This is a genomic window from Bradyrhizobium sp. Pha-3 (assembly GCF_042258615.1).
Classification (GTDB): domain Bacteria; phylum Pseudomonadota; class Alphaproteobacteria; order Rhizobiales; family Xanthobacteraceae; genus Bradyrhizobium.
Window position 1 is genome coordinate 4,700,138 of sequence record NZ_CP170152.1, and the last position, 21,121, is coordinate 4,721,258.

The 21,121-nt window shown below is 64.4% G+C and carries 21 protein-coding genes; 16 read left to right on the forward strand and 5 right to left on the reverse strand.

Features of this window, described 5'->3' with window-relative positions; all coding sequences use genetic code 11:
• Window position 1: 1 nt before the first annotated feature.
• The 3 genes from ACE10Z_RS22370 to ACE10Z_RS22380 all read left to right on the forward strand — a co-directional run bounded on the left by ACE10Z_RS22370 (window position 2) and on the right by ACE10Z_RS22380 (window position 3,170).
• Entirely contained in the window at window positions 2-1,060 is a 1,059-nt protein-coding gene (locus tag ACE10Z_RS22370) for a dipeptidase (protein ID WP_375789900.1), read from the forward strand.
• 89 nt (window positions 1,061-1,149) lie between these two features.
• A complete protein-coding gene (locus tag ACE10Z_RS22375; RefSeq protein ID WP_375782699.1) occupies window positions 1,150-2,217 on the forward strand; it encodes an ABC transporter substrate-binding protein in 1,068 nt (355 codons plus the stop codon).
• Between the two features lie 56 nt (window positions 2,218-2,273).
• The gene (locus ACE10Z_RS22380; protein WP_375782700.1) at window positions 2,274-3,170 is read left to right on the forward strand and encodes a haloalkane dehalogenase; all 897 of its coding nucleotides are present in this window, start codon (window positions 2,274-2,276) and stop codon (window positions 3,168-3,170) included.
• Window positions 3,171-3,235: 65 nt separating this feature from the next.
• Here the strand turns inward: ACE10Z_RS22380 and ACE10Z_RS22385 are convergent, their stop codons facing one another.
• Window positions 3,236-4,213 (reverse strand): GlxA family transcriptional regulator, encoded by a 978-nt coding sequence (locus ACE10Z_RS22385; protein ID WP_375782701.1) that lies wholly within the window; start codon window positions 4,211-4,213, stop codon window positions 3,236-3,238.
• Window positions 4,214-4,365: 152 nt separating this feature from the next.
• Between ACE10Z_RS22385 and ACE10Z_RS22390 the strand changes: the two genes are divergently transcribed.
• The gene (locus ACE10Z_RS22390) at window positions 4,366-4,629 is read left to right on the forward strand and encodes a tautomerase family protein (RefSeq protein ID WP_223967645.1); all 264 of its coding nucleotides are present in this window, start codon (window positions 4,366-4,368) and stop codon (window positions 4,627-4,629) included.
• A 180-nt stretch (window positions 4,630-4,809) separates the two neighbouring features.
• On the opposite strand, the gene glnA is transcribed toward ACE10Z_RS22390, so the two are convergent.
• On the reverse strand, window positions 4,810-6,219 hold the full coding sequence (gene glnA / locus ACE10Z_RS22395) for a type I glutamate--ammonia ligase (RefSeq protein WP_375782702.1): 1,410 nt from the start codon (window positions 6,217-6,219) through the stop codon (window positions 4,810-4,812).
• 151 nt (window positions 6,220-6,370) lie between these two features.
• Window positions 6,371-6,709: a P-II family nitrogen regulator gene (locus ACE10Z_RS22400; RefSeq protein WP_011441447.1), complete on the reverse strand. Its 339-nt coding sequence runs from the start codon at window positions 6,707-6,709 to the stop codon at window positions 6,371-6,373.
• A 354-nt stretch (window positions 6,710-7,063) separates the two neighbouring features.
• Here ACE10Z_RS22400 and ACE10Z_RS22405 point away from each other — a divergent pair, with 354 nt between their 5' ends.
• The 7 genes from ACE10Z_RS22405 (at window position 7,064) to ACE10Z_RS22435 (ending at window position 13,780) form a co-directional block, all read left to right on the forward strand.
• Window positions 7,064-8,563 carry an NAD(P)H-hydrate dehydratase gene (locus tag ACE10Z_RS22405; RefSeq protein ID WP_375782703.1) on the forward strand — a complete coding sequence of 500 codons (1,500 nt, stop codon included), beginning with the start codon at window positions 7,064-7,066 and terminating at the stop codon, window positions 8,561-8,563.
• Window positions 8,541-9,002, forward strand: a complete 462-nt coding sequence (locus ACE10Z_RS22410) for a GNAT family N-acetyltransferase (protein ID WP_375782704.1) — start codon at window positions 8,541-8,543, stop codon at window positions 9,000-9,002. The genes ACE10Z_RS22405 and ACE10Z_RS22410 overlap by 23 nt, the downstream gene beginning before the upstream one ends.
• 164 nt (window positions 9,003-9,166) lie before the next feature.
• Window positions 9,167-10,783, forward strand: a complete 1,617-nt coding sequence (locus ACE10Z_RS22415; RefSeq protein ID WP_375782705.1) for a B12-binding domain-containing radical SAM protein — start codon at window positions 9,167-9,169, stop codon at window positions 10,781-10,783.
• 192 nt (window positions 10,784-10,975) lie between these two features.
• Window positions 10,976-11,386, forward strand: coding sequence for a RidA family protein (locus ACE10Z_RS22420; protein WP_375782706.1), 411 nt, complete (start codon window positions 10,976-10,978; stop codon window positions 11,384-11,386).
• Entirely contained in the window at window positions 11,383-12,705 is a 1,323-nt protein-coding gene (locus ACE10Z_RS22425) for a heterodisulfide reductase-related iron-sulfur binding cluster (RefSeq protein WP_375782707.1), read from the forward strand. The genes ACE10Z_RS22420 and ACE10Z_RS22425 overlap by 4 nt, the downstream gene beginning before the upstream one ends.
• Window positions 12,702-13,484, forward strand: coding sequence for a Crp/Fnr family transcriptional regulator (locus tag ACE10Z_RS22430; RefSeq protein WP_375782708.1), 783 nt, complete (start codon window positions 12,702-12,704; stop codon window positions 13,482-13,484). The genes ACE10Z_RS22425 and ACE10Z_RS22430 overlap by 4 nt, the downstream gene beginning before the upstream one ends.
• Entirely contained in the window at window positions 13,481-13,780 is a 300-nt protein-coding gene (locus ACE10Z_RS22435) for a DUF1330 domain-containing protein (RefSeq protein WP_375782709.1), read from the forward strand. The genes ACE10Z_RS22430 and ACE10Z_RS22435 overlap by 4 nt, the downstream gene beginning before the upstream one ends.
• A 48-nt stretch (window positions 13,781-13,828) precedes the next feature.
• Here ACE10Z_RS22435 and ACE10Z_RS22440 read toward each other — a convergent pair whose 3' ends face one another.
• Complete coding sequence (locus ACE10Z_RS22440; RefSeq protein WP_375782710.1) at window positions 13,829-14,656, reverse strand: oxidoreductase; 828 nt, start codon at window positions 14,654-14,656, stop codon at window positions 13,829-13,831.
• A gap of 101 nt (window positions 14,657-14,757) precedes the next feature.
• Here ACE10Z_RS22440 and ACE10Z_RS22445 point away from each other — a divergent pair, with 101 nt between their 5' ends.
• Entirely contained in the window at window positions 14,758-15,723 is a 966-nt protein-coding gene (locus ACE10Z_RS22445; protein ID WP_375782711.1) for a LysR family transcriptional regulator, read from the forward strand.
• A gap of 151 nt (window positions 15,724-15,874) precedes the next feature.
• On the forward strand, window positions 15,875-16,429 hold the full coding sequence (locus tag ACE10Z_RS22450) for a flavin reductase family protein (RefSeq protein ID WP_375782712.1): 555 nt from the start codon (window positions 15,875-15,877) through the stop codon (window positions 16,427-16,429).
• 20 nt (window positions 16,430-16,449) lie between these two features.
• Here ACE10Z_RS22450 and ACE10Z_RS22455 read toward each other — a convergent pair whose 3' ends face one another.
• Window positions 16,450-17,349 carry a LysR family transcriptional regulator gene (locus ACE10Z_RS22455; protein ID WP_375782713.1) on the reverse strand — a complete coding sequence of 300 codons (900 nt, stop codon included), beginning with the start codon at window positions 17,347-17,349 and terminating at the stop codon, window positions 16,450-16,452.
• A 143-nt stretch (window positions 17,350-17,492) separates the two neighbouring features.
• Between ACE10Z_RS22455 and ACE10Z_RS22460 the strand changes: the two genes are divergently transcribed.
• Genes ACE10Z_RS22460 through ACE10Z_RS22470 form a run of 3 tightly spaced genes read left to right on the forward strand, consistent with a single transcriptional unit; the run spans window position 17,493 to window position 21,099 of the window.
• A complete protein-coding gene (locus ACE10Z_RS22460; protein ID WP_375782714.1) occupies window positions 17,493-18,497 on the forward strand; it encodes an HpcH/HpaI aldolase/citrate lyase family protein in 1,005 nt (334 codons plus the stop codon).
• A complete protein-coding gene (locus tag ACE10Z_RS22465) occupies window positions 18,487-19,686 on the forward strand; it encodes a CaiB/BaiF CoA transferase family protein (RefSeq protein ID WP_375782715.1) in 1,200 nt (399 codons plus the stop codon). Before ACE10Z_RS22460 ends, ACE10Z_RS22465 begins: the two co-directional genes overlap by 11 nt.
• Before the next feature lie 39 nt (window positions 19,687-19,725).
• On the forward strand, window positions 19,726-21,099 hold the full coding sequence (locus ACE10Z_RS22470; protein ID WP_375782716.1) for an LLM class flavin-dependent oxidoreductase: 1,374 nt from the start codon (window positions 19,726-19,728) through the stop codon (window positions 21,097-21,099).
• The last annotated feature ends 22 nt before the right edge of the window (window positions 21,100-21,121 follow it).

Here is a 21,121-nt window from a genome sequence, read left to right on the forward strand (position 1 = left end):
GGTGCAGGAAAGCGGCAAGATCGCGATCTTCGACGGCCATAATGACGCGGCTCAGCACCTGGCTGAATACCGGGACGACGGGCGTGATTTTCTCGTGCGCTCCGAGGAGGGGCATCTCGATCTGCCGCGTGCCCGGGAAGGCGGCATGGTCGGCGGCCTGTTCGCGATGTACGCCAAGGCAGAACATCCGCGCCAAGGCGATTTCACCCGAACCGCCAACGGGTACGAGGTGCGCCTTGCGGAGCCGCTCGATGCGGCCTACGCGCGCCGTACCATCGATGCTCAATTGAACGGACTGGAGACCATGGTGGCCCGCGCCGGCGGAAAAGTCCGATGGGCGACGACCGTGGATGAAATCGAGGCGGCACGGCGGGACTCGGTATTTTCAATCGTGCTGCACCTCGAGGGCGCCGAAGCGATCGACGCTGATCTGGACGGGCTGGCGAGGCTCTACGCCCGCGGTCTGCGTTCGCTCGGCCTGGTCTGGAGCCGGCCCAACATCTTCGGCCAGGGCGTGCCGTTTGCCTACCCGCGCTCCCCGGATACCGGCCCCGGTCTGACCGACGCGGGGAAGGCACTGGTGAAAGCCTGCAATGAGCTCGGAGTCATGCTCGACGCGGCCCACCTCAACGAGCGGGGCTTCTGGGATTTGGCGGCGCTCAGCACTGCGCCCATCGTGGTCACCCACGCCTGCGCGCATGCGGTCTGCCCTGCGACCCGCAACCTCACCGACCGGCAGCTCGACGCCGTCAGAGCATCAGGCGGAGTCGTCGGCTTCAATTTCAGTGTGTCCGAAGTGCGCCCGGACGGGCGCCGCGATCCGGACATCATGATCGAGACGGTCGTCGACCACCTCAGCTACATGGTCGAGCGGATGGGTGACGACCACGTCGCGCTAGGGTCTGATTTCGACGGCGCGCTCATGCCCCTTCCGCTCCGGGATGCAAGCCATCTCCCCAACCTGATCCATGCGCTGCGGGTATGCGGCTACGACGACGCCATGTTGCAGAAGATCGCGTTCGACAATTGGATGCGGGTGTTCCGTCAAAGTTGGCGATGAAACTGCTGCACAGCGTCCATCGATCGTGATCTATTGTGTCGGCACAACAATGGCGCGGCCGGTCAACGGCCCGATTCAGGGAGCATGGAATGCAGGACCGCAAATGGTCGAGACGCGAATGGCTCAAGGTAACGGCGGCGACGGCAGCCGGCATGGTGTTCGCCGAACCGTTGCGGGCGGCGCCGCCGCCGGCTGAGGCGGTCACGCCGGAGTTGATCGCAGCCGCCAAGAAGGAAGGCAAGATCTCGTTCTACAGCGCGCTCGAGCTGAACACGGCGGAGCGTCTGGCGCGCGATTTCGAACAGAAATATACAGACATCAGCGTCCGCGTCGAGCGCTCCGGCGCCGAACGCATCTTCCAGCGCATCGCCCAGGAGCAGGGCAGCGGCATCCATGCCGTCGACGTCGCCAACTCCACCGATCCCGCCCATTATCTCGACTGGAAGAAGAACGACTGGCTCGCGGCCTATCTGCCCGAAGAAGTCGCCAGGCATTTTCCGGCCGACCAGATCGATCCCGACGGCACCTCGGCGACATCCTGCGCCTGGTTCGAGGTGATCGGCTACAACACCGAGCAGGTGAAGCGCGAGGAGGCGCCGAAAAGCTATGCCGATCTGCTCGATCCGAAATGGCGCGGCAAGATCGTCAAAGGGCACCCGGGCTACTCCGGCGCGATCATGACCGCGACCTTCGTGCTGGCGCGCGATCTCGGCTGGCCCTATCTGGAAAAGCTCGCGCAACAGCGGGTGATGCAGGTGCAGTCGGCAGCCGATCCGCCGAAGAAGATCCTGCTCGGCGAGCGCGCGGTCATGGCCGACGGCAACGACTACAACCTCGTGCTGGCCAAGGATCAGGGCAAGCCGGTCGAGGTGGTCTATCCGACTGAGGGCGCGCCGCTGATCATCGTGCCGAGCGGCATCTTCAAGAGCGCGCCGAACCCGAACGCGGCACGGCTGTTCCAGAGCTACTTCTTCAGCGCCGAAACCCAGCAGATGCTGGCCGACGAGTTCGCGCACCGCTCCTTCCACGGCAAGGTGAAGGAGAAGGCCGGCCACGTGCCGCTCGACAAATTGAAGATGCTCAAGGCCGATCCGGCCCAGGTGCAGGCGCAGAGCGAGGAGATCAAGGCAAGGTACGCGAAGCTGTTTAGGGTGTGACGGCCGGTCCTTGCCCCCATCTTGCGAGCGACGTCAACAACGAGGAGCATCGGACAATGGCCATCGGGGCTTTGCGAACCGCGGATCAATGCTTTGATGACCTTCCCGGCTATGCGTTCGCGCCCAACTATCGTGACGATCTTCCCGGCTATGCCGGTTTGCGCATGCACTATCTCGACGAGGGAAGGGGCAATGCCCGTGTTGCGCTGTGCCTTCATGGCCAGCCGACCTGGAGCTACCTTTACCGCAAGATGATTCCCGGCCTCGTCGCCTCCGGCTATCGGGTGATCGCGCCTGACATGTTCGGGTTCGGTCGCTCCGACAAGCCTGTCGAGGAGCCCGTCTACACCTTTGACTTCCATCGCGAGAGCCTGATCGCCCTGATCCGTGCGCTCGATCTCGGTCGCATGACGCTGGTTTGCCAGGACTGGGGCGGTTTGCTCGGTCTTACCATCCCGATGGAGATGGCCGATCGCTTCGAAGCGCTGCTGGTTATGAATACCATGCTCGCGACCGGTGACCGCCCGCTGACGAAGGGCTTCATGGATTGGCGCGCGTGGAGCAACGCAAATCCCGACATGGCCGTCGGCAAGCTGATGGCGCGCGCCTGCCCGCAGCTCTCACCCGCGGAGGCAGCGGCCTATGACGCACCTTTCCCTGATGCCAGCTACAAGTCCGGTGTGCGCCGATTCCCGAATCTCGTACCGGACCAGCCCAATGCCGGCGGCGCGGCCCTGTCACGCAAGGCGCGCGAATGGTGGCGAAGCGAATACTGCGGCAAGACCGCGATGGTGATCGGCATGACCGACCCGGTGCTCGGGCCGGCCGTCATGGCGGAGATGCGGCAAACAGTCCGCAATTGCCCCGAACCGGTCACGCTCGCCGCAGCCGGACACTTCGTGCAGGAATGGGGTGAGGATGTCCTGAGCGGCGCGCTGCCGCTGCTGTCCTGAAGGCGGAAGATGGGCAGAGCCGGGCAACCGTAGCCGCGCCGCAAAGCTTGAACTGATGGGTAATCTCAGGCCGCACGCATCGTGCGCTGCGCGCGGTAGGCCTGGGGCGACAGCAGCGTCAGCTTGCGGAAAGCTTTTCGAAAGCTGCTCTCGTCCTCATAGCCGGTGGCGCGGGCGATGGCCTTGATCGGTTGTGCCGTCGTCTCCAGCAGCGTGCGGGCGTGCTCGACGCGGCGGCGCGTGATGAAGGCCTGCGGCGGCTCGTGGGTCAGTTCGCGGAAGCGGCGGTTCAGTGTCCGCTCGCTCAAGCCCAGCGCCTGAGCGAGGCCGCGCACCGTGATCGGCGCCTTGCCGGTGCGACGCACCAGCATGTCCGCCTTCATCAGCAGCGGGTCCTGGGCGAGCATGTAGCCGAGCGGCATGAAGATCGCCTGCGTGCGCTGTGCGGTGTCGATGACCGCGTAGTCGGCACAGATCTTCGCGACCTCCGGTCCTTCGACGAGCTCGATCAGCCGCAGCAACAGATCGACCCACGACATCGGGCCGGCGGCGCAGACCAAGCGGTCGGCCTGCGTGAGCACGGCGTCGCTGGCGAGGTCGATCCTGGGATGGCGGCGGCGGAGTTCGCTTTGCAGCCACCAGGTGATGGTGGCGCGGCGTCCGTCGAGCAGGCCGGCATTGGCGAGCAGCAGCACGCCGCTGCAGAAGGCGCCGATCAGCCGGCCGCTGGCATGTTGCTGGCGCAACCAGGCGCCGGCGCGGTCATATTGCGGTTGCAGGCGTTCGGCGGTCAGATGGTCGACCAGGCTGCCCGGCACGATGATCGCGTCGAATGCCGTTCGCTTGCTGACAGCGCCGTCGACGGCGAGCAACTTGCCGCCGCCGGCGCGCACCGCTTTGCCGTCGAGCGAGAGTGTTTGCCAGGTGAAGCGCGCCTTGCCGCCGCGCAGCTGCATCACATGGTTGCCGAGCGTGAGGATGTCGGCGATGCCGGCGACCGCCGATTGCATGCAGCCTTCCAGCGCGAGGATCGCAAGCTTCATGGGACCTCCGGTATTTGCCGTCATCCTACCCGATCGACGCAGGCAGGCCGTGGCAGATATTGCCCGATCTCTGTCCGATCGGCCACTGTCTGATCGCATCGTGCCGGTCCATCTTCGTTGCGTTGTCACAACCTCAGCAAGGGAGAGAGTCTATGCCTTACGTCACCATTTCCACTGTGCGCGGCATCTTCGATGTCGCGCAGAAGCAGGCGCTGCTGCAGCGCGTCACCGATCTCATGGTCGAGGTCGAGGGGCAGGGTAACCCCGATTTCCGCCGCAACGTCTGGGTCAAGATCGAGGAGGGCGAGCCGGCAAGCTGGTCGCTCGGCGGCATGATCCCGACGCCTGACATGATTGCGGGCAATTTCGGAGCGCTCGACGCTGGTGGCCGGCGGGTCGCGAAGGCGAAAGCCTGAGCGAAGAGACGGCGCTTTCACCACGTCATCATTGCGAGCGAAGCGAAGCAATCCATCTTTCCGTGTACGCGGATCTGTGGATTGCTTCGTCGCTTCGCTCCTCGCAATGACGGAGATACTGCACAGAAAAAAAGGCGCTTCCGGTGGAAGCGCCTTTCGCATTCGTGAGTGCCGCAGAGCTTACAGCGAATAGTACATCTCGAACTCGACCGGGTGTGGGGTCATCTCGAAACGCTCGACCTCGGTCATCTTCAGCTCGATATAGGCGTCGATGAAGTCGTCGTCGAACACGCCGCCGTTCTTGAGGAAGGCGCGATCCTTGTCGAGGCTCTCGAGCGCCTCGCGGAGCGAGCCGCAGACGGTCGGGATCTGCTTCAGCTCTTCCTTCGGCAGATCGTAGAGGTCCTTGTCCATGGCCGGACCTGGATCGATCTTGTTCTTGATGCCGTCGAGGCCGGCCATCAGCATCGCGGCGAAGCCGAGATAGGGATTGGCCATCGGGTCGGGGAAACGCACCTCGACGCGCTTGGCCTTCGGGTTCGCCGTGTACGGGATGCGGCAGGACGCTGAACGGTTGCGCGCGGAATAGGCGAGCAGCACCGGGGCCTCATAGCCCGGGACCAGACGCTTGTAGGAGTTGGTCGACGGGTTGGTGAAGGCGTTGATCGCCTTGGCGTGCTTGATGACGCCGCCGATGTAGTACAGGCAGGTCTCCGACAGGTCGGCGTATTTGTTGCCGGCGAAGGTCGGCTTGCCGTCCTTCCAGATCGACTGGTGGACGTGCATGCCCGAGCCGTTGTCGCCATAGACCGGCTTCGGCATGAAGGTGGCGGTCTTCCCGTAGATGTGCGCGACCTGGTGGATGCAGTACTTGTAGATCTGCATATGGTCGGCCATCAGCGTCAGCGTGTCGAACTTCATGCCGAGTTCGTGCTGGGCCGACGCCACCTCGTGGTGGTGCTTCTCGACCTTGACGCCCATCTTGGCCATTGCGCCCAGCATCTCCGAGCGCATGTCCTGCACCGAGTCCTGCGGCGGCACCGGGAAGTAGCCGGCCTTGGTGCGGATGCGGTGGCCGAGGTTGCCGCCCTCGTATTCGGTAGCCGAGTTGATCGGCAGCTCGGAGGAATCGAGGCGGAAGCCGGTGTTGTAGGGTTCGGCCGAGTAGCGCACGTCGTCGAACACGAAGAACTCGGCCTCCGGGCCGACGAACACGGTGTCGCCCACGCCCATCGACTTCACCATGGCTTCGGCCTTCTTGGCGATGCCGCGGGGGTCGCGGTTGTAGGGCTCGCCGGTGGTCGGCTCGAGCACGTCGCAGGTGATGACCATGGTGGTCTCGGCGAAGAACGGGTCGATCGTCGCGGTCACCGGGTCGGGCATCAGGCACATGTCGGATTCGTTGATCGCCTTCCAGCCGGCGATCGACGATCCGTCGAACATCGTTCCCTCGGCGAAGATGTCATCGTCGATCATGCTGACGTCGAAGGTGACGTGCTGCCACTTGCCGCGCGGATCGGTGAAGCGCAGGTCGACGTATTTGACGTCGTTGTCCTTGATCGATTTCAGGACGTCTTTGGCGGTCTTCATGAATACCCCTTATGGATGTGCGGGTCGGTTTCCAGCGGAGAGCGACGTTATTCCCGCTTTTGGCGAGTTCGTGTGACTGCTGAAACGAAATGAGGCTGCCGAAGCAGCCTTTTTTCTCTTTTGCCGTCAGAAAATCCGGATAGCACCGCCCTTAAATAGCGTCCAGCCCGGATTCGCCGGTCCGGATGCGGATGGCTTCCTCGATGTTGGAGACGAAGATCTTGCCGTCGCCGATCCGTCCGGTCTGGGCCGCGCGGCGGATCGCGTCGATCGCCTTCTCGACCAGGTCGTCGCCGATCACGATCTCGATCTTCACCTTGGGTAGGAAATCGACGATGTATTCCGCACCGCGATAGAGCTCGGCATGGCCCTTCTGACGGCCAAATCCCTTGGCCTCGGTCACGGTGATGCCTTGCAGTCCGACTTCCTGGAGTGCTTCCTTCACCTCGTCGAGCTTGAAGGGCTTGATGATGGCTTCAATCTTCTTCACTGAGCGCCTCCCGGGCATTGCAGATTGCAGGGTCGAGTTCGATGCGCGTGGGGCGCAGTCTGGTTGGTCTTAAGCCTTCCGGCGGGTAGCCGGAAACACGCGCAATGGTCGCATCGAGCGGCATTGTGCGCGGCTTCCTCAAAAGCAGGGTCTATGCCAAGTTGTTAAGGTCCCCGATTTCGGAATGTTATCAGCCTTTTAACAGGCAGTCGGCTGATATCGAACCACATGGGCTATGATATCCAAGCCTAACAAATAGGCAAATAGATCAATCCGTATGCAGTCGGCCAGTAGAAACCCCGCGAACGTCACAGGAATTGCCTCTCGAAAAGGCGAAGCGATTGAGGATTCGGCATGGACGTTCTGACCACCACCGAGATGGAGCGCGCCGACCGGCTGACCATCGCAGCCGGCACGCCGGGCTTCGCGCTGATGATGAGCGCCGGCCAAGCCGTCGCCGAAGCCGCGATGGACCTGGTCGAGGAGGGGCCGATCGTCGTGGTCGCCGGCCGCGGCAACAATGGTGGCGACGGCTTTGTCGCCGCCGCCGAGCTCGCTGCGCGCGGCCGCGAGGTGTCGGTGATCCTGCTCTGCGAGCGCGACAGCCTGCGGGGCGACGCGGCGCTGGCGGCGAAGGGCTGGAAGTATCCTGTGCTGCCGTTCAACCCGCAGGCGCTCGGCAAGCCGGTGCTGATCATCGACGCCCTGTTCGGCGCCGGGCTCAATCGCCCGGTGAAGGGCGACCCGCTGGAGATGATCGCGGCGATCAACGCCAACGGTATGCCGGTGCTGGCGGTCGACCTGCCGAGCGGCATCAACGGCACCACGGGCGCGGTCATGGGGGCGGCCGTGCAGGCGACCGAGACCGTCACCTTCTTCCGCAAGAAGCCCGCGCATTTGCTGCTGCCGGGCCGGATGTATTGCGGCCGGGTGCGCGTCGCCGACATCGGCATCGATCCGCAGGTGCTCGACGAGATCAAGCCGCTGACCGCCGAGAACGTGCCGCAGGCCTGGCGGTGGTCGTTTCCGGTGCCGCGGATCGACGGCCACAAATACGCAAGGGGCCATGCCGTCGTGGTCTCCGGCGATATCGCTTCGACCGGAGCGGCGCGACTTGCCGCGCGCGCAGCGCTGCGCGCAGGCGCCGGCCTCGTGACGCTGGCCTCGCCCCGTGATGCGCTCGCCGTCAACGCGGCGGCGCTGACGGCGGTGATGGTGCGTGCGGTCGACAACCCGATCCAGTTCGCCGAGCTGCTTGACGACAAGCGCCTCAACGCCTGCGTGATCGGGCCCGGTGCCGGCGTCAGCGCGCGCACCCGCGACTTCGTTCACACCGCGCTGTCGGCGCAGCGGCATCTGGTGCTCGACGCCGACGCGCTGACCAGCTTTGCCGGTTCGCCGGACCGGCTGTTCGAGGCGATCAAGGCCTCCGACGGTCTTGGCGTGGTGCTCACCCCGCATGAGGGCGAGTTCCCGCGGCTGTTCAGCGATATCTCCAACAAGCATCCCGGCCGCTCCAAGCTCGAGCGCGTCCGCGCGGCGGCCGAGCGCTCCGGCGCGGTGGTGCTGCTGAAGGGGGCCGACACGGTGATCGCGTCTCCCGATGGCCGCGCCATCATCGCCGCCAACGCGCCTCCCTGGCTCGCCACCGCCGGCGCCGGCGACGTGCTTGCGGGCATTATCGCGGGATTCCTGGCGCAGGGCGTGGCGGCATTCGAGGCGGCCGGCATCGGCGTGTGGTTGCACGGCGAAGGCGCAAGCGAGGCGGGGCCCGGCCTGATTGCGGAAGATCTCACCGAGGTGCTGCCGGCCGTGTTCCGCCGGCTCTACGATGAGTTCGGAATTGAGTATTAGGCGGCTCGAACTCGCAGACATGGATGCCGCCGCACGCCTGCACCGCGCGGCGTTCGACGAGGCGTTGCCGTGGCTCGCGGGGCTGCATACGCCTGACGAGGACCGCTGGTTCTATCGCGAGCGGATGTTCGCGACCTGCGCGCTGTGGGGCGTGTTCGACGGCGATGTGATGAGCGGCGTCATCGCGTTCCACGACGACTGGATCGAGCAGCTCTACGTGCTGCCGGCCGCGCAGGGCCGCGGCGTCGGCGGTGCGCTGCTCGAGATCGCGCAGCAGGGTGCGGACCGGCTGCAACTGTGGACCTTCCAGCGCAACGCGCGAGCGCGCCGGTTCTACGAGGCGCGCGGCTTCGTCCAGGCCGAGCAGACTGACGGGAGCCGCAATGAGGAGAGGGAACCCGACCTGCGCTTTCTCTGGACGCGGACGGCTGGCGGATGACATAGTGATCGGATTCACTGACCGCAGGCGGACCTGGGGACAGCACGGGGCTCACGGCGAGGCGAAGATCGTCCGACAATCGGCCACCATTTGAGCACTTGATGCCTGTATCGACGAGCGAATGTACCCTTGGGCCGAAGCTCCGTGGTACGGACCGGAGCAACATGACGAGCCCCTGCCGCGTTCTCATGATCTACCCGAAATTCGTTCCGGACTCGTTCTGGAACTATACGGAAGCTTGCGAACTCGTCGGCGCGAAGTACCCGGCGGCGCCACTCGGACTGATCACCGTCGCCGCCATGCTGCCGAAGCAGTGGGAAATTCGGCTCATCAACCGTAACACCGAGCCTTCGACCGAAGCGGACCTTGACTGGGCCGATCTCGTCATGATCGGCGGTATGCTCAACCAGCAGCCTGATTTTCTCCATCTGATCGATCTCGCCCACCGGCACGGCAAGCCGGTATGTGTCGGTGGGCCTGACGTCTCCTCGAGCCCGCACCTTTACGCGGATGCGGACTTCCAGGTGATCGGCGAGGCCGAACACATCATCGAGGAATTCGTCGCCGCCTGGGAACGCGGCGAGCGCGAGGGCGTGTTCATCGCGGAGAAATTCAAGATCGACGTCACGCAAAGCCCGATGCCCCGCTACGATCTGATCAAGTTCGATCATTATCTCTTTATTGGCGTGCAATATTCGCGTGGCTGCCCGTTCACCTGCGAGTTCTGCGATATTATCGAGCTGTACGGGCGCGTGCCGCGCACCAAGACTCCCGATCAGATTCTCGCCGAGCTGCAAGCGCTCTACGATCATGGTTATCGTGGGCACGTCGATTTCGTCGACGACAATTTCATCGGCAACAAGAAAAACCTCCGCATCTTACTGCCGCGGCTCAAAGCCTGGCTGGAAGAGCGAGACTATCCGTTCGAGTTCTCGACCGAAGCCTCGATCAATATCGCTGATGACAGCGAGCTGTTGCAGGCAATGAAGGACGCGAACTTCTTCGGAATTTTCGTCGGCATTGAGAGCCCGGATCCGGAGACCCTCGTGCAGATGAAGAAAAAGCAGAACACCAGGCGCAACATCGCCGAGAGCGTTCACAAGATTTACGACTATGGCATGTTCGTCACCGCGGGTTTCATCGTCGGGTTCGATACCGAGAAGGTCTCGATGGCACAGGCGATGATCGACTTCATCGAGGAGGCGAGCATTCCTGTCTGCATGGTTGGACTGCTCTATGCGCTGCCTGGCACACAGCTGACGCGGCGGCTGGCCCAGGAAGGCCGCCTGCACGAAGGCCATGATCTCATGAAGGCCGAGCAGGCGGGCGACCAATGCACGCTCGGCTGCAATTTCGAAACCAAGCGTCCGCTTCGTGACATCCTTGTGGACTACAAGGCTGTGCTCGGGCACGTGTTCAGCCCGGCGGCATATGCAGGGCGGCTGTCGCGGCTTTCCGTCATGCTCGACCGGTCCGATCGGCGTCGCGATCTGCCCGATGGCGACGTGCGCACGAAGCTTGGCGGCATCGAGGGCGTGCACAAAATCATGCGGACGCTGCCGGAGGTTCGCGAGCCGTTCTGGAAGACCTTCGTCGAGGTCGCCAAGTCCAACCCCGGTGCACTGCGCTACATCGTGATGCTGATGGCGCTGTACCTGCATTTCGGGCCGTTCTCGAAGCACGTGATCGGTGAGATTGACCGCCGGATTGCCGAGCTGGATGCCATGCCTCCGGTAGGGGTCGCGGAGCTTGTGCCGCGAGCTCAGCTGGACGCCGTTTGATGGACGGCAAAGTTCGCTGGCGGGGCCGCGGGATCTGCATGCGCCAGCCCGCGAGCTAGGCCGGAAGGTATCCCGTAACGGCAGGCGCGTTCCAGTCTTGCCCGGGCGCGGCCTTTCGGCGAATGTCGAGTTGTCGACACAGCAGACCGCCGATCCCGGGCTATACCTGAGCTCCCCACAAGAGGAGCTAGCATGTCGCGGCAGCCGCTGATCCTTGGAAAGCCGTTTGAGAACAAGGTGCCGTTTTCGCTCGGCGTTGTGTCGTCCGGTCGAATGCTCCACACTGCCGGCATTACGGCGCGGGATGCCGAGGGCAATCTGGTCGGATCGGGCGACATGCGTGCGCAGGTCGAGCAGTGCTTCAGAAATCTGGCCGATATACTGGACGCGGCAGGGGCGAGCTTTGCCGACGTGGTGAAGTATACGATCTACACCACCGATATCGCGCTGCTCGACAGCACGACGCGGGACATCCGCCACCCGTATTTCGTCGATCGGCCGGCCTCGACGCTGATCGAGGTGAGCCGGTTGATCGATCCGGGGATGCTGGTCGAGATCGAGGCCGTCGTCAGCCTCGATGCGTGGGGAGCCGCCGCATCATGACGACGCCTGCGCTCGCCGACTTCCTTGACTCCGAGGCCGTCAGGCTCGCGGACGCCTGTACGCGATGCGGCAAATGCGTCGAGGTCTGCCCGGTGGTTCCGTTCGGCCCGATGGCCGCGGTGCCGCCTCAGGACGTCGTTGGTCCGGTCGTCGCCTTTCTGGCGCAGGGGCAGGCGATGCCGGAGGCCTCGCGCACCTGGATCGCCGCCTGCAATGGCTGCGGAGCCTGCATCCCGGCCTGCCCGGAAGCGATCAACCCGCGAAGAATGCTGATGCTGGCGGCGACGAAGCAATCCGAGGGTGGGTCGCGGACGCCCGAATTGTTCCGCCGAATGTCGCGTGCGATCAAGATCATGATCGCGATGCAGCTCGTGCCGGCGAAGTTCGCGCGTCTGTTCGTTCCAGCGCGGACGCGTCCCGCCGATATGGTGTTCTATCTCGGCTGCAATGCGCTGCGCACGCCGCACCTTCTGTTCAATACCATGGCCGTGCTCGACGCGCTCGACGCCGACTACGAGGTCGTCGGTGGGCCTTCGTCCTGCTGCGGCGTGATCAGCACCAAGTGGGAAGGCGCGCTGTCGACGGGCGAGCGCGTCACCAACAACACCATCTCGCGGTTCGAGGGGTTCAGCCCCGAGCGGGTGCTGAACTGGTGTCCGACCTGCCAGCTTCACCTCGGCGAGACGCTGGAAGGATATCGCAAGACGTCATTCTCGCTCGACCATGTCACGGCCTATCTGGTGTCCCGGTTCGACGATCTGAAGCAGAGGATCTGCCGCCCGGTCGCGCGCTGCGCCGTGCTGCACATCCACGCCGGCTGCATTGATATCGGCCGCGCGGTCGAACAGTTGCTCCGCCTAATTCCGGAATTCGATCTGGTCGAGACCGTCGTCGAGTCCGGCTATACCTGCGGCGGGTCGGGGTGTAGCAAATCGCCCGAATTGGCGACGATCGAGCACGGCGAACTGCTCGATCGCACGCGAGCGGCAGGAGCCGATACGCTCGTGACGCTCTACCATGGATGCCATGCGATCTTCTCGTCCGCGGAGAAAGAGGGCGCGTTCGAGGTTCTCAACTTCACGGATCTGCTCGTCGAAGCGATTGGCGGCGTTCCCCACCAGGATATGCTGAAACGGTATCGGCTGATCGACGATTGGGACATCATCGTCAACGAGGCCCAGCCCTACCTTCGGTCGAACGGGATCGAGATCGATGACGAATGGCTGAAGCGGCACGGGCCGGAGATCTTCGCTTCGGCCGAATTCAAGGGAGGCCTCGATTGCCTCGGCGTCTCCGCGGCAGGGGGCCATCGTCAGTGAGCCGCGCAGCGAGGGTGAAGCCGCCGGTCGCTTCGGCGGAGGACGGTCTGTCGCCGAAGTGGAGCCTCGCGCTCGCGGGACTGTCGGCGGCACAGCGCAAGGACATCCGCAGCCGGATGCGGACCATGACCCTGCCGCCACGCTCCATCCTGTTCCGGCAGGGCGCGCCCAGCGACACGATGGTCGTCCTGGAGGACGGCCGTGTCAGGCTGTTGCAGGCCCAGCCCAGCGGCGAGCAATTTACCTTTGGTGTGTTCGTAGGCGGGACGATCCTCGGCCTGGCCGCGCTGGTGCTCGACCGGCCGCGTATCCTCACCGCTGAGGCCATCGACCAGGTCGTGGTCTCGGTGATGCCGCGGCGGGATTTTGTCGCCTGCACGCGGAGCGTGCCCGGGTTTCTCGACAACATCACGCGGCTGTTGGCGCTGCTCTCGGTCGAGAGCATCGAGCGCACCGGCCCGCAGGCTCTGGACGACGCGTGGGTGCGTCTCGGCAGCATCCTGACCTCGCTCGCCCGCAACGACAGCCGCAATTCATGCCCGACGATCACGGGGCTGACCCAGGAAGACCTGGCCAGCATGGTCGGCGTCAGTCGCTCGTGGATCGGTGCCGCCCTTGCCGAGTTCGAGCGGATGTCGCTGATCTCCAAGCGGCGCAGCAGGATCACGATCGCGCAGCCTGCGCGTCTGGCCGAGTTCATCACAGCAGCGCGCCGCCGCCGTCCCGACGGCAGCGACTGCGCCAATTCACGCCATTTTAGAGATGAGGACCGGGAATGACCGTCTATGTGATCGCACTCGTGAAGTTCACGCAGGAGGAATACTACCGCCGTTATCAGTCCCGCTTTGCCGGCGTGTTCAAGGCTTTCAACGGCCGCCTGCTGGCGGCCGATGAGAGGCCGAAGGTTCTCGACGGAGAGTGGACCCGCGACAAGGTCGTGATCATGGAATTTCCCGACGAGGCGGAGGCGATCCGCTTTCTCGACTCGCCCGCCTATCAGGAAATATCCAGGGATCGGATCGCCGGTGCGACAGTGGTGTCACTGCTGGTGAAGGGGCTGCCATCGCCGCCATGAGCCGGCACGGATAGCCACGCCGGCACCGTGGGTGGCGCTGCTTGAGACTCAGGCAACGTCGGTGGAAAGCGAGACGCTCTTCCACGCGTCGAATTCGGCTTGCAGCAGTTTCATTTTTTCCTCGACCAGCCGAACGGCATCGCTGCCGAGCAGCAGATGCGCCGGCGGATCGGCCGACAAAGCGAGTTTCAGCATCGCCTGCGCGGCCTTCTTGGGATCGCCGACCTGCCAGCCACTCAGTTCCATGCGACGTTTGCGGATTGGATTGATGACAGCGTCATAGTCTCCGATCGACCGTTCGGCTCGTACCATTGATCGTCCGGCCCAGTCGGTGCGGAAACCGCCCGGCTCGACCGCGGTGACCTTGATGCCGAGGTCTTTGAGCTCCTTGCCGAGGGATTCCGATATCCCTTCCAGCGCGAACTTGCTGCCGTGGTAGTAGCTGAGGCCGGGCATCGTGATGATCCCGCCCATCGACGTGATGTTGAGGATATGCCCGGCGCGCCGCTTGCGCATGAAGGGCAGCACGGCCTGGATCATCGCCACCGCGCCGAAGACGTTGACCTCGAACTGGCGTCGCAGATCGTCGATCGATGATTCCTCCAGAATGCCCTCGTGGCCATAGCCGGCATTGTTCACGAGAACGTCGATCGCGCCGATCCTGTGCTCGACGTCGGCGACGGCGGGCGCAATGGCCTCGGTGTTGGTGACGTCAAGAACCACCGCGTGCACGTGCGTGCCGAGTGCTTCGAATTTCTGCTTGTCGTTCTCGTTGCGCACGGTGCCGGCGACTGTATGGCCGTCGCCCAATGCTGCCTCGGCCAGCGCGCGGCCGAAGCCGGACGAAACGCCCGTGATGAGGAAAGTCTTTGCCATAGGAGATGTCCTTCAGATCGAGATTGCGGGCTCGATATAGGCGACTTGATTAGTGCAATAATCGGCATAAAGTGGGATGACCTGATGCAGATAACCGAACAATGCAGCATGCTGGCCTTTTCGAGCTGAACGCCGTCGTCGCGATCTCGACGCATCGCAGCTTTCGCGCGGCCGCGACTGAACTCGGCATTTCGCCCTCCGCGCTGAGCCATGCGATCGCCGGGCTGGAAAAACGCCTGGGCGTGCGCCTCATCAATCGGACGACGCGCAGCGTCGCATTGTCGGAAGCGGGAGAGCGTTTCCTCGCCAGGGTCAGTCCCGCGTTGCGCGAGATCGCCGGCGCGATGGAGGATGTGAACGAGTTCCGGGATACGCCCGCGGGAACGCTGCGCATCAATTTGAAGGAGCGGGCCGCGCACCAGATTCTCCGCCCCGTCGTCGCAAGGTTTCTGCGGCGCTATCCCGACATGAACGTCGAACTGACCCTGGAAGGACGTCCCATCGATATTGTCGCGGAGGGTTTCGATGCCGGCATCCGGCTGGCCGAAGCCGTACCGCAGGACATGGTCGCGATCCCCTGCGGCCCGGACACGCGCTTCATTGTCGTTGGCGCGCCCGATTATTTCGCGCGCTGTTCGGTGCCGCGGTCTCCGCTTGACCTGCTCGCCCATGAATGCATTCGCAGGCGGATGCCCAGCGGCAAGCTGTACCACTGGGAATTCGAAAAGCGCGGCGGCGAGCAGATGGTGGTGGATGTCCGGGGCAGGCTGACCCTCGACAATGACAGCCTGATGGTCGAAGCCGCCCTCGAAGGCGTGGGACTGGCGTTTGTCAGCGATTTTTGGGTGACCGGGCATCTCGCCGCCGGCACCCTGCAAGCCGTGCTGGACGACTGGACGCCGCCATTTCCTGGCTTGCGTCTCTACTATCCGAGACACCGGCACATGACGGCCGGGCTTCGTGCTTTCGTCGACATGATCCGCGAGGAGACGAAGTTGGCCGCCAGGGGTGGGGAGGGCTATTCACCCCCGGCCAAGCGATCAGGCGATCGTCGCAAGCGCGCTTGAGTTGTCGGGGGCCGTCGAGGCCGCTGATCTCAGATCGGAGCGGTCGCCATTGATCGAGTGAGCTGAACAACTGGTTAGATATTTGCGTTTCTGCGATCGGTCAGGCTGGCCTATAGGTTCGGCATCGTTGTCTCTTGCGCGGAACAGCCAGATGATCGCACCGAGCAGCCAGCTCTCCACCGGCCCACGGGCCGCCGGTCCGCTCCACGGGGGCGTCGACCCCGCGCCGTATCGCGCGGCGATGCGCCATCACGCCGGCGCGGTGACGATCCTCTCTGCGGGCGGACCGGGCGACAGAACCGGGATGACGGCGACATCGGTCTGCTCGCTGTCGGACACCCCGCCGCGGCTGATCGCCTGCGTCAACCGTTCGGCGAGCGCGCATGGCCTGATCCGGCGTACGGCTGCGTTCGGCGTCAACATGCTGCACGCCGACCAGGCCGAGCTCGCCAACGTGTTCGCCGGCCGCCGCGGCATCGAGCGGGACGATCGTTTTGGTGAAGGCGATGCCTGGCTGTCGCTTGCCACCGGGGCGCCGATCCTCAAGGAAGCGTTGATCGGGTTCGATTGCGAGCTGATTGATGAGCATGCGCACGACACACATTCGATCTTCGTGGGCGCAGTCCGCGCGATGCACCTGCGTGAGGGGCAGACACCGCTGATCTATTTCGGCGGCGCATTCCGCGCGCTCGCTCCGGCGAGCTAGCTACCGCCGGACGAAACAGCTCAGGGGCGCGGCTTGAGGAATTTGTGAACCACCGATGTCAGGGCGCTGGCGGCCGGGGAAAATGACTGCCCCCGTAGCGAGACGATACAGACCGTGCGCTCCAGCGTCGGATTGACGATCGGCAGCGCCTGCATCGTCTTCCTGACCGGCCGCGGCAAGGCGACCTTCGGCAGGATACCGACGCCGAGGCCGGCGCCGGCCAGCGCGGCGAGCGTGTAGCTGTGCTCGACCTCGAACTTGATCTTCATCTGCAGGTTACGCATGGCGAGCGCGCGCTCCAGCATCGAGCGCAGCGCCGCCGATTTGGAGTTGAGCAGGATCGGGTAGGCCGACAGCTCGGTGAGGTCGACCGAGCTGCGCTTGCGAAACGGGAACGCCTTGGTCGCCAGCGCATAGATCGGGTCCTTGAACAACGGCGTAAACTGAAACTCGGTTGAACCCTCCATCTCCGGCCCGATGCCGAAATCGGCCTCGCGGCGGCGCAGGCAGTCCAGCATATCCTCCGCCGCAAGCTCGCGCAGGTTGATGTTGATGCCGGGATAGCTCGCCTGGAAGGCATGCAGCGCCTGCGGCAGGATCGTCGCGGCGATGGTCGGAACACAGGCGAGCGACAGCGTGCCGCGCTGGATGTCGATGACCTCGCGGATCTCGCGCAACCCATTCTCCCATTCGCCGAGCGCGCGACGTGCATGCGTCAGCAGCTGCAATCCTTCGGCGGTCAGTTCGACGCGCCGCGTGGTGCGGTGGAACAAGGCGGCGCCGACCTGATCTTCCAGCAGCTTGATCTGCATGCTGACCGCGGATTGCGAGCGGTTGAGCTGCTCGGAGGCCTGGCGAAAGCTTTTGTTTTCGGCAACCGCGATGAACATGTGCAGCAGCTTGAAATTGATCTGCGACATCGTTTTGCCCCTCGCAGCCGACCGTCCCGAAGAACTGAACAATACTTAAGATAATCTCGTTAGAAAGATCAGTGCGGGACATCTAGCATGATTGTACTGGCTGCGGGAGGCGATCCCGCGGCGCGATGCAGAAAAGATGCTCCATGTCCTTCACCGTTACCAAGCCGCGCACGCGCCGCGTCCAGCGTTCCGAGCTCGCGGTTCCCGCGACTTCGACACACTTCTTCGAGCGTGCGGCGGGTAGCGCGGCCGATTTCATCTTCCTTGATCTGGAGGATGCGGTTGCGCCGCCGCGCAAGCCCGAGGCGCGCGAGATCGCGATCGAGGCGCTGAACCGGATCGACTGGGGCAGCAAGACGCTGGCGGTGCGGATCAACGGCCTCGACACCGAATGGGCGCATCGCGACATCATCGAGATCGTCGCCCGCGCGCCGCGCCTCGACCTCGTAATGGTGCCGAAGGTCGGTACTGCCTTCGACGTCCGTTTCGTCGATGCACTGCTGACTGGCCTCGAGCGCGAGTTCCCGCGCGCAAAGCCGCTCGGCATCGAGATCCTGATCGAGACCACGCTCGGGCTCGCCAATGTCGAGGACATCGTGCAGGCTTCGGAGCGCCTGGAGGCGGCCATCTTCGGCATCGGCGATTACTCGATCGATCTGCGCACTTGCGGCGAGATCATCGGCGCCTCCGATCCGCGCTACGCCGTCCGCACCGATGCCGGCGAGCATGGCACGCGCCAAATGCACTGGAACGACCAGTGGCATTTCGCGCTCGCCCGCATCGCCAATGCCTGCCGCGCCCACGGCCTGCGCGCGATCGACGGTCCCTATGCGAATTTTGGTGATGCCGCGGGATTTCGCGCCAGCGCCGCGCGGGCGGCCGCGCTCGGCTTCGAGGGCAAATGGGCGATCCATCCGTCGCAGCTCGAGATCGCCAACGAGGTGTTCTCGCCGACCGCCAGGGAGATCGGCTGGGCGCGTGAGATCGCCGCCAGGATTCGATCCGCCAGCGCTGAAGGCGACGGCGCCTTCGGCCAGGACGGCGTGCTGATCGATCTCGCGGTGCTGAAGCGGGCGCAGGCGATCATCGACCGTCACGAGGCGATCACTGATGTCGTAAGCAAGCAAGGCGCGCGCGATGTCGCATGATCCACCGCTGGCGGGAATTCGCGTGCTCGACATTGCGACTTTCGTGGCGGCGCCGTTCTGCGGGACGGTGCTGTCCGATTTCGGCGCCGAGGTGATCAAGATCGAACAGCCGGGGGTCGGCGATCCCCTGCGCCGGTTCGGCACGCCGAGCGAATGCGGGGATACCTATGTTTGGCTCAGCGAGGCCCGCAACAAGAAATCGGTCACCCTCGACCTGCGCAGCGAGCGGGGTGCCGCGCTGTTCCGTGAGCTGGTACGCCAGTCGGACGTGGTGCTGGAGAATTTCCGGCCGGGCACGTTGGAGAAATGGGGCCTCGGCTTCGAGGCGCTGCGCGAGATCAATCCCAAGCTCGTGATGCTGCGCATCAGCGCTTACGGGCAGGATGGCCCGCTGCGCGACAAGCCCGGCTTCGCCCGGATCGCGCACGGCTTCAGCGGGCTCGCCTATCTCGCCGGCGAAGCGGGACGCCAGCCGGTGATGCCGGGCTCGACCTCGCTTGCCGATTACATCTCGGGACTGTGGGGCGCCCTCGGCGTGCTGCTTGCGCTGCGCCACGCCGACGCCACGGGACATGGCCAGGTGGTCGACATCGGGCTCTATGAATCGGTGTTCCGGCTGCTCGACGAGATGGCGACCGTGTTTGCCAGGACCGGCTTCGTCCGCGAGCGCCTTGGCGCCGACACGGTCAACGTCGTGCCGCATAGCCATTACCAGACCGCCGACGGCAAATGGGTGGCGCTGGCCTGTTCGAGCGACAAGATGTTCGAGCGCCTCGCACAGGCGATGCAGCGCCCCGATCTCGCGACCGATCCGCGTTATGCGGTGATGGCCGATCGTCTGGCGCGGCGCGAGGAGGTCAACGGGATGGTCGCTGGCTGGATTGGCGGCATGTCACTTGAGACCGCGCTTGCCGAGTGCGAGCGCTATGACGTGCCTTGCGGGCCGATCTACAGCATCAGCGACATCTTCGCCGACCCGCAATACCGCGCACGCGGCAACATCGCCGAGGTGCCCTCGCGCGCCGGACCAATTGCGGTTCCGAGCGCGATCCCGAAAATGTCCCGCACGCCGCCGCAGTTCAAACACGCTGGTGTGGCGCTCGGCGCTCACACCGATGAAGTCCTGACCTCGCTTGCGGGTGCAACGGCGGCGGCGCTCGCCGCGCTGCGCAGCGAGGGGGTGATCTGACATGAACCAATTCTCCCGCGGCCACGAAGGAATGACGCCATGACCAGGCAGATGAAACTGATCGGCTTCCTGCAGGCCCAGAACTGCTCGAACTACCCCGCCTCCTGGCGCCATCCGGACTCGAAGCCGAACTGGTTCTCGCGCGAGTACTATCAGGAGATCGGCCGTACGCTGGAGCACGGCAAGTTCCATCTCGCCTTCTTCGACGACCGGCTCGCGATCCCCGATCGCTTCGGCGATGATTTCCGCGAGACCATCCGTCACGGCGTGCGTGCGGCAAAGCTCGATCCGGTCGCGGTTGCGCTGACGATGGGATTGGCGACCGAGCGGCTCGGCATCGGCGTGACCTATTCGACCACCTATTACGAGCCGTTCCATGTCGCGCGCGTGTTCGCGACGATGGACCTGCTGCTCAACGGCCGCGCCGCCTGGAACGTGGTGACCTCCCTGAATGATTCCGAAGCGGCGAATTTCGGCGCCTCGCAGCATCTTAGCCACGACCTGCGCTACGACCGTGCCGACGAGTTCATGGAGGTCGTGCTCGGGCACTGGAACAGCTGGGAGGACGACGCCGTCAGCTTCGACCGCGAGAGCGGCCTGTTCGCTGACCCGGCCAAGGTGCACCGGCTTGACCATCAGGGACAGTTCTTCCGCTCGCGCGGCCCGTTCACGGTGCCGCGCTCGCCGCAGGGGCATCCCGTGATCATTCAGGCCGGGCAGAGCGGCCGCGGCAAGACGTTCGCGGCACGCTGGGGCGAGCTGATCTTCGTGATCTATCCGAATCTTGACATCGCGAAGAAGCAATATGCCGATCTGAAGGGAACGCTCGCGAAGACGGGCAGGGATATCAGCATCGCGCCGGCGGTCTATCCGGTCGTCGCCGAGACCCAGGCCGAGGCCGAGGACAAGTTCGCGGCGATCAATGCCCTCGCCAAGCCGATCGATGCGCTGACGCTGTTGTCGGAGGTGCTGAACTACGATTTTGCGGCCAAGCCGATGGACGAGCCGTTCACATCGGACGAGCTGGCATCGATCAGCGGGCTGCAGGCGATCCGCGACCGCGTCATGAATCTCTGCGGCAAGCCCAATCCGACACCGCGCGACTTCGTCCAGTTCAGTGGGCGGGGGACGCTCGCCGAACTGCCAACCTTCGTCGGCTCGCCCAAGGCCGTCGCCGATCAGATGGAGCGCTGGTTCTCTGAAGGCGGTTGCGACGGCTTTGTTGTCGCCGCCACCCACGTGCCCGGCACCTATCAGGACTTCGTGCGCCTGGTTGTTCCGGAACTGCAACGCCGCGGCCTGTTCCAGCGCGAGTACCAGGGCGACACCCTGCGCGAGAACCTCGGTCTGCCGCGGCCGCAAGCCACGCATTCAGGCGACATCGACGAGGAAGCGCGCGTCTCGACCGGATGACGCCGGTCCAGACATCGGCGCA

Bases quoted from the DNA above. Each gene is read 5' to 3' on its own strand.
- ACE10Z_RS22465 (WP_375782715.1), top strand. From the start codon at position 18,487: ATGTCGCATGATCCACCGCTGGCGGGAATTCGCGTGCTCGACATTGCG.
- glnA (WP_375782702.1), bottom strand. From the start codon at position 6,219: ATGAAGACCGCCAAAGACGTCCTGAAATCGATCAAGGACAACGACGTC.
- ACE10Z_RS22375 (WP_375782699.1), top strand. From the start codon at position 1,150: ATGCAGGACCGCAAATGGTCGAGACGCGAATGGCTCAAGGTAACGGCG.
- ACE10Z_RS22470 (WP_375782716.1), top strand. From the start codon at position 19,726: ATGACCAGGCAGATGAAACTGATCGGCTTCCTGCAGGCCCAGAACTGC.
- ACE10Z_RS22380 (WP_375782700.1), top strand. From the start codon at position 2,274: ATGGCCATCGGGGCTTTGCGAACCGCGGATCAATGCTTTGATGACCTT.
- ACE10Z_RS22450 (WP_375782712.1), top strand. From the start codon at position 15,875: ATGATCGCACCGAGCAGCCAGCTCTCCACCGGCCCACGGGCCGCCGGT.
- ACE10Z_RS22390 (WP_223967645.1), top strand. From the start codon at position 4,366: ATGCCTTACGTCACCATTTCCACTGTGCGCGGCATCTTCGATGTCGCG.
- ACE10Z_RS22415 (WP_375782705.1), top strand. From the start codon at position 9,167: ATGACGAGCCCCTGCCGCGTTCTCATGATCTACCCGAAATTCGTTCCG.
- ACE10Z_RS22435 (WP_375782709.1), top strand. From the start codon at position 13,481: ATGACCGTCTATGTGATCGCACTCGTGAAGTTCACGCAGGAGGAATAC.
- ACE10Z_RS22425 (WP_375782707.1), top strand. From the start codon at position 11,383: ATGACGACGCCTGCGCTCGCCGACTTCCTTGACTCCGAGGCCGTCAGG.
- ACE10Z_RS22405 (WP_375782703.1), top strand. From the start codon at position 7,064: ATGGACGTTCTGACCACCACCGAGATGGAGCGCGCCGACCGGCTGACC.
- ACE10Z_RS22420 (WP_375782706.1), top strand. From the start codon at position 10,976: ATGTCGCGGCAGCCGCTGATCCTTGGAAAGCCGTTTGAGAACAAGGTG.
- ACE10Z_RS22445 (WP_375782711.1), top strand. From the start codon at position 14,758: ATGCAGCATGCTGGCCTTTTCGAGCTGAACGCCGTCGTCGCGATCTCG.
- ACE10Z_RS22460 (WP_375782714.1), top strand. From the start codon at position 17,493: ATGTCCTTCACCGTTACCAAGCCGCGCACGCGCCGCGTCCAGCGTTCC.
- ACE10Z_RS22440 (WP_375782710.1), bottom strand. From the start codon at position 14,656: ATGGCAAAGACTTTCCTCATCACGGGCGTTTCGTCCGGCTTCGGCCGC.
- ACE10Z_RS22410 (WP_375782704.1), top strand. From the start codon at position 8,541: ATGAGTTCGGAATTGAGTATTAGGCGGCTCGAACTCGCAGACATGGAT.
- ACE10Z_RS22455 (WP_375782713.1), bottom strand. From the start codon at position 17,349: ATGTCGCAGATCAATTTCAAGCTGCTGCACATGTTCATCGCGGTTGCC.
- ACE10Z_RS22385 (WP_375782701.1), bottom strand. From the start codon at position 4,213: ATGAAGCTTGCGATCCTCGCGCTGGAAGGCTGCATGCAATCGGCGGTC.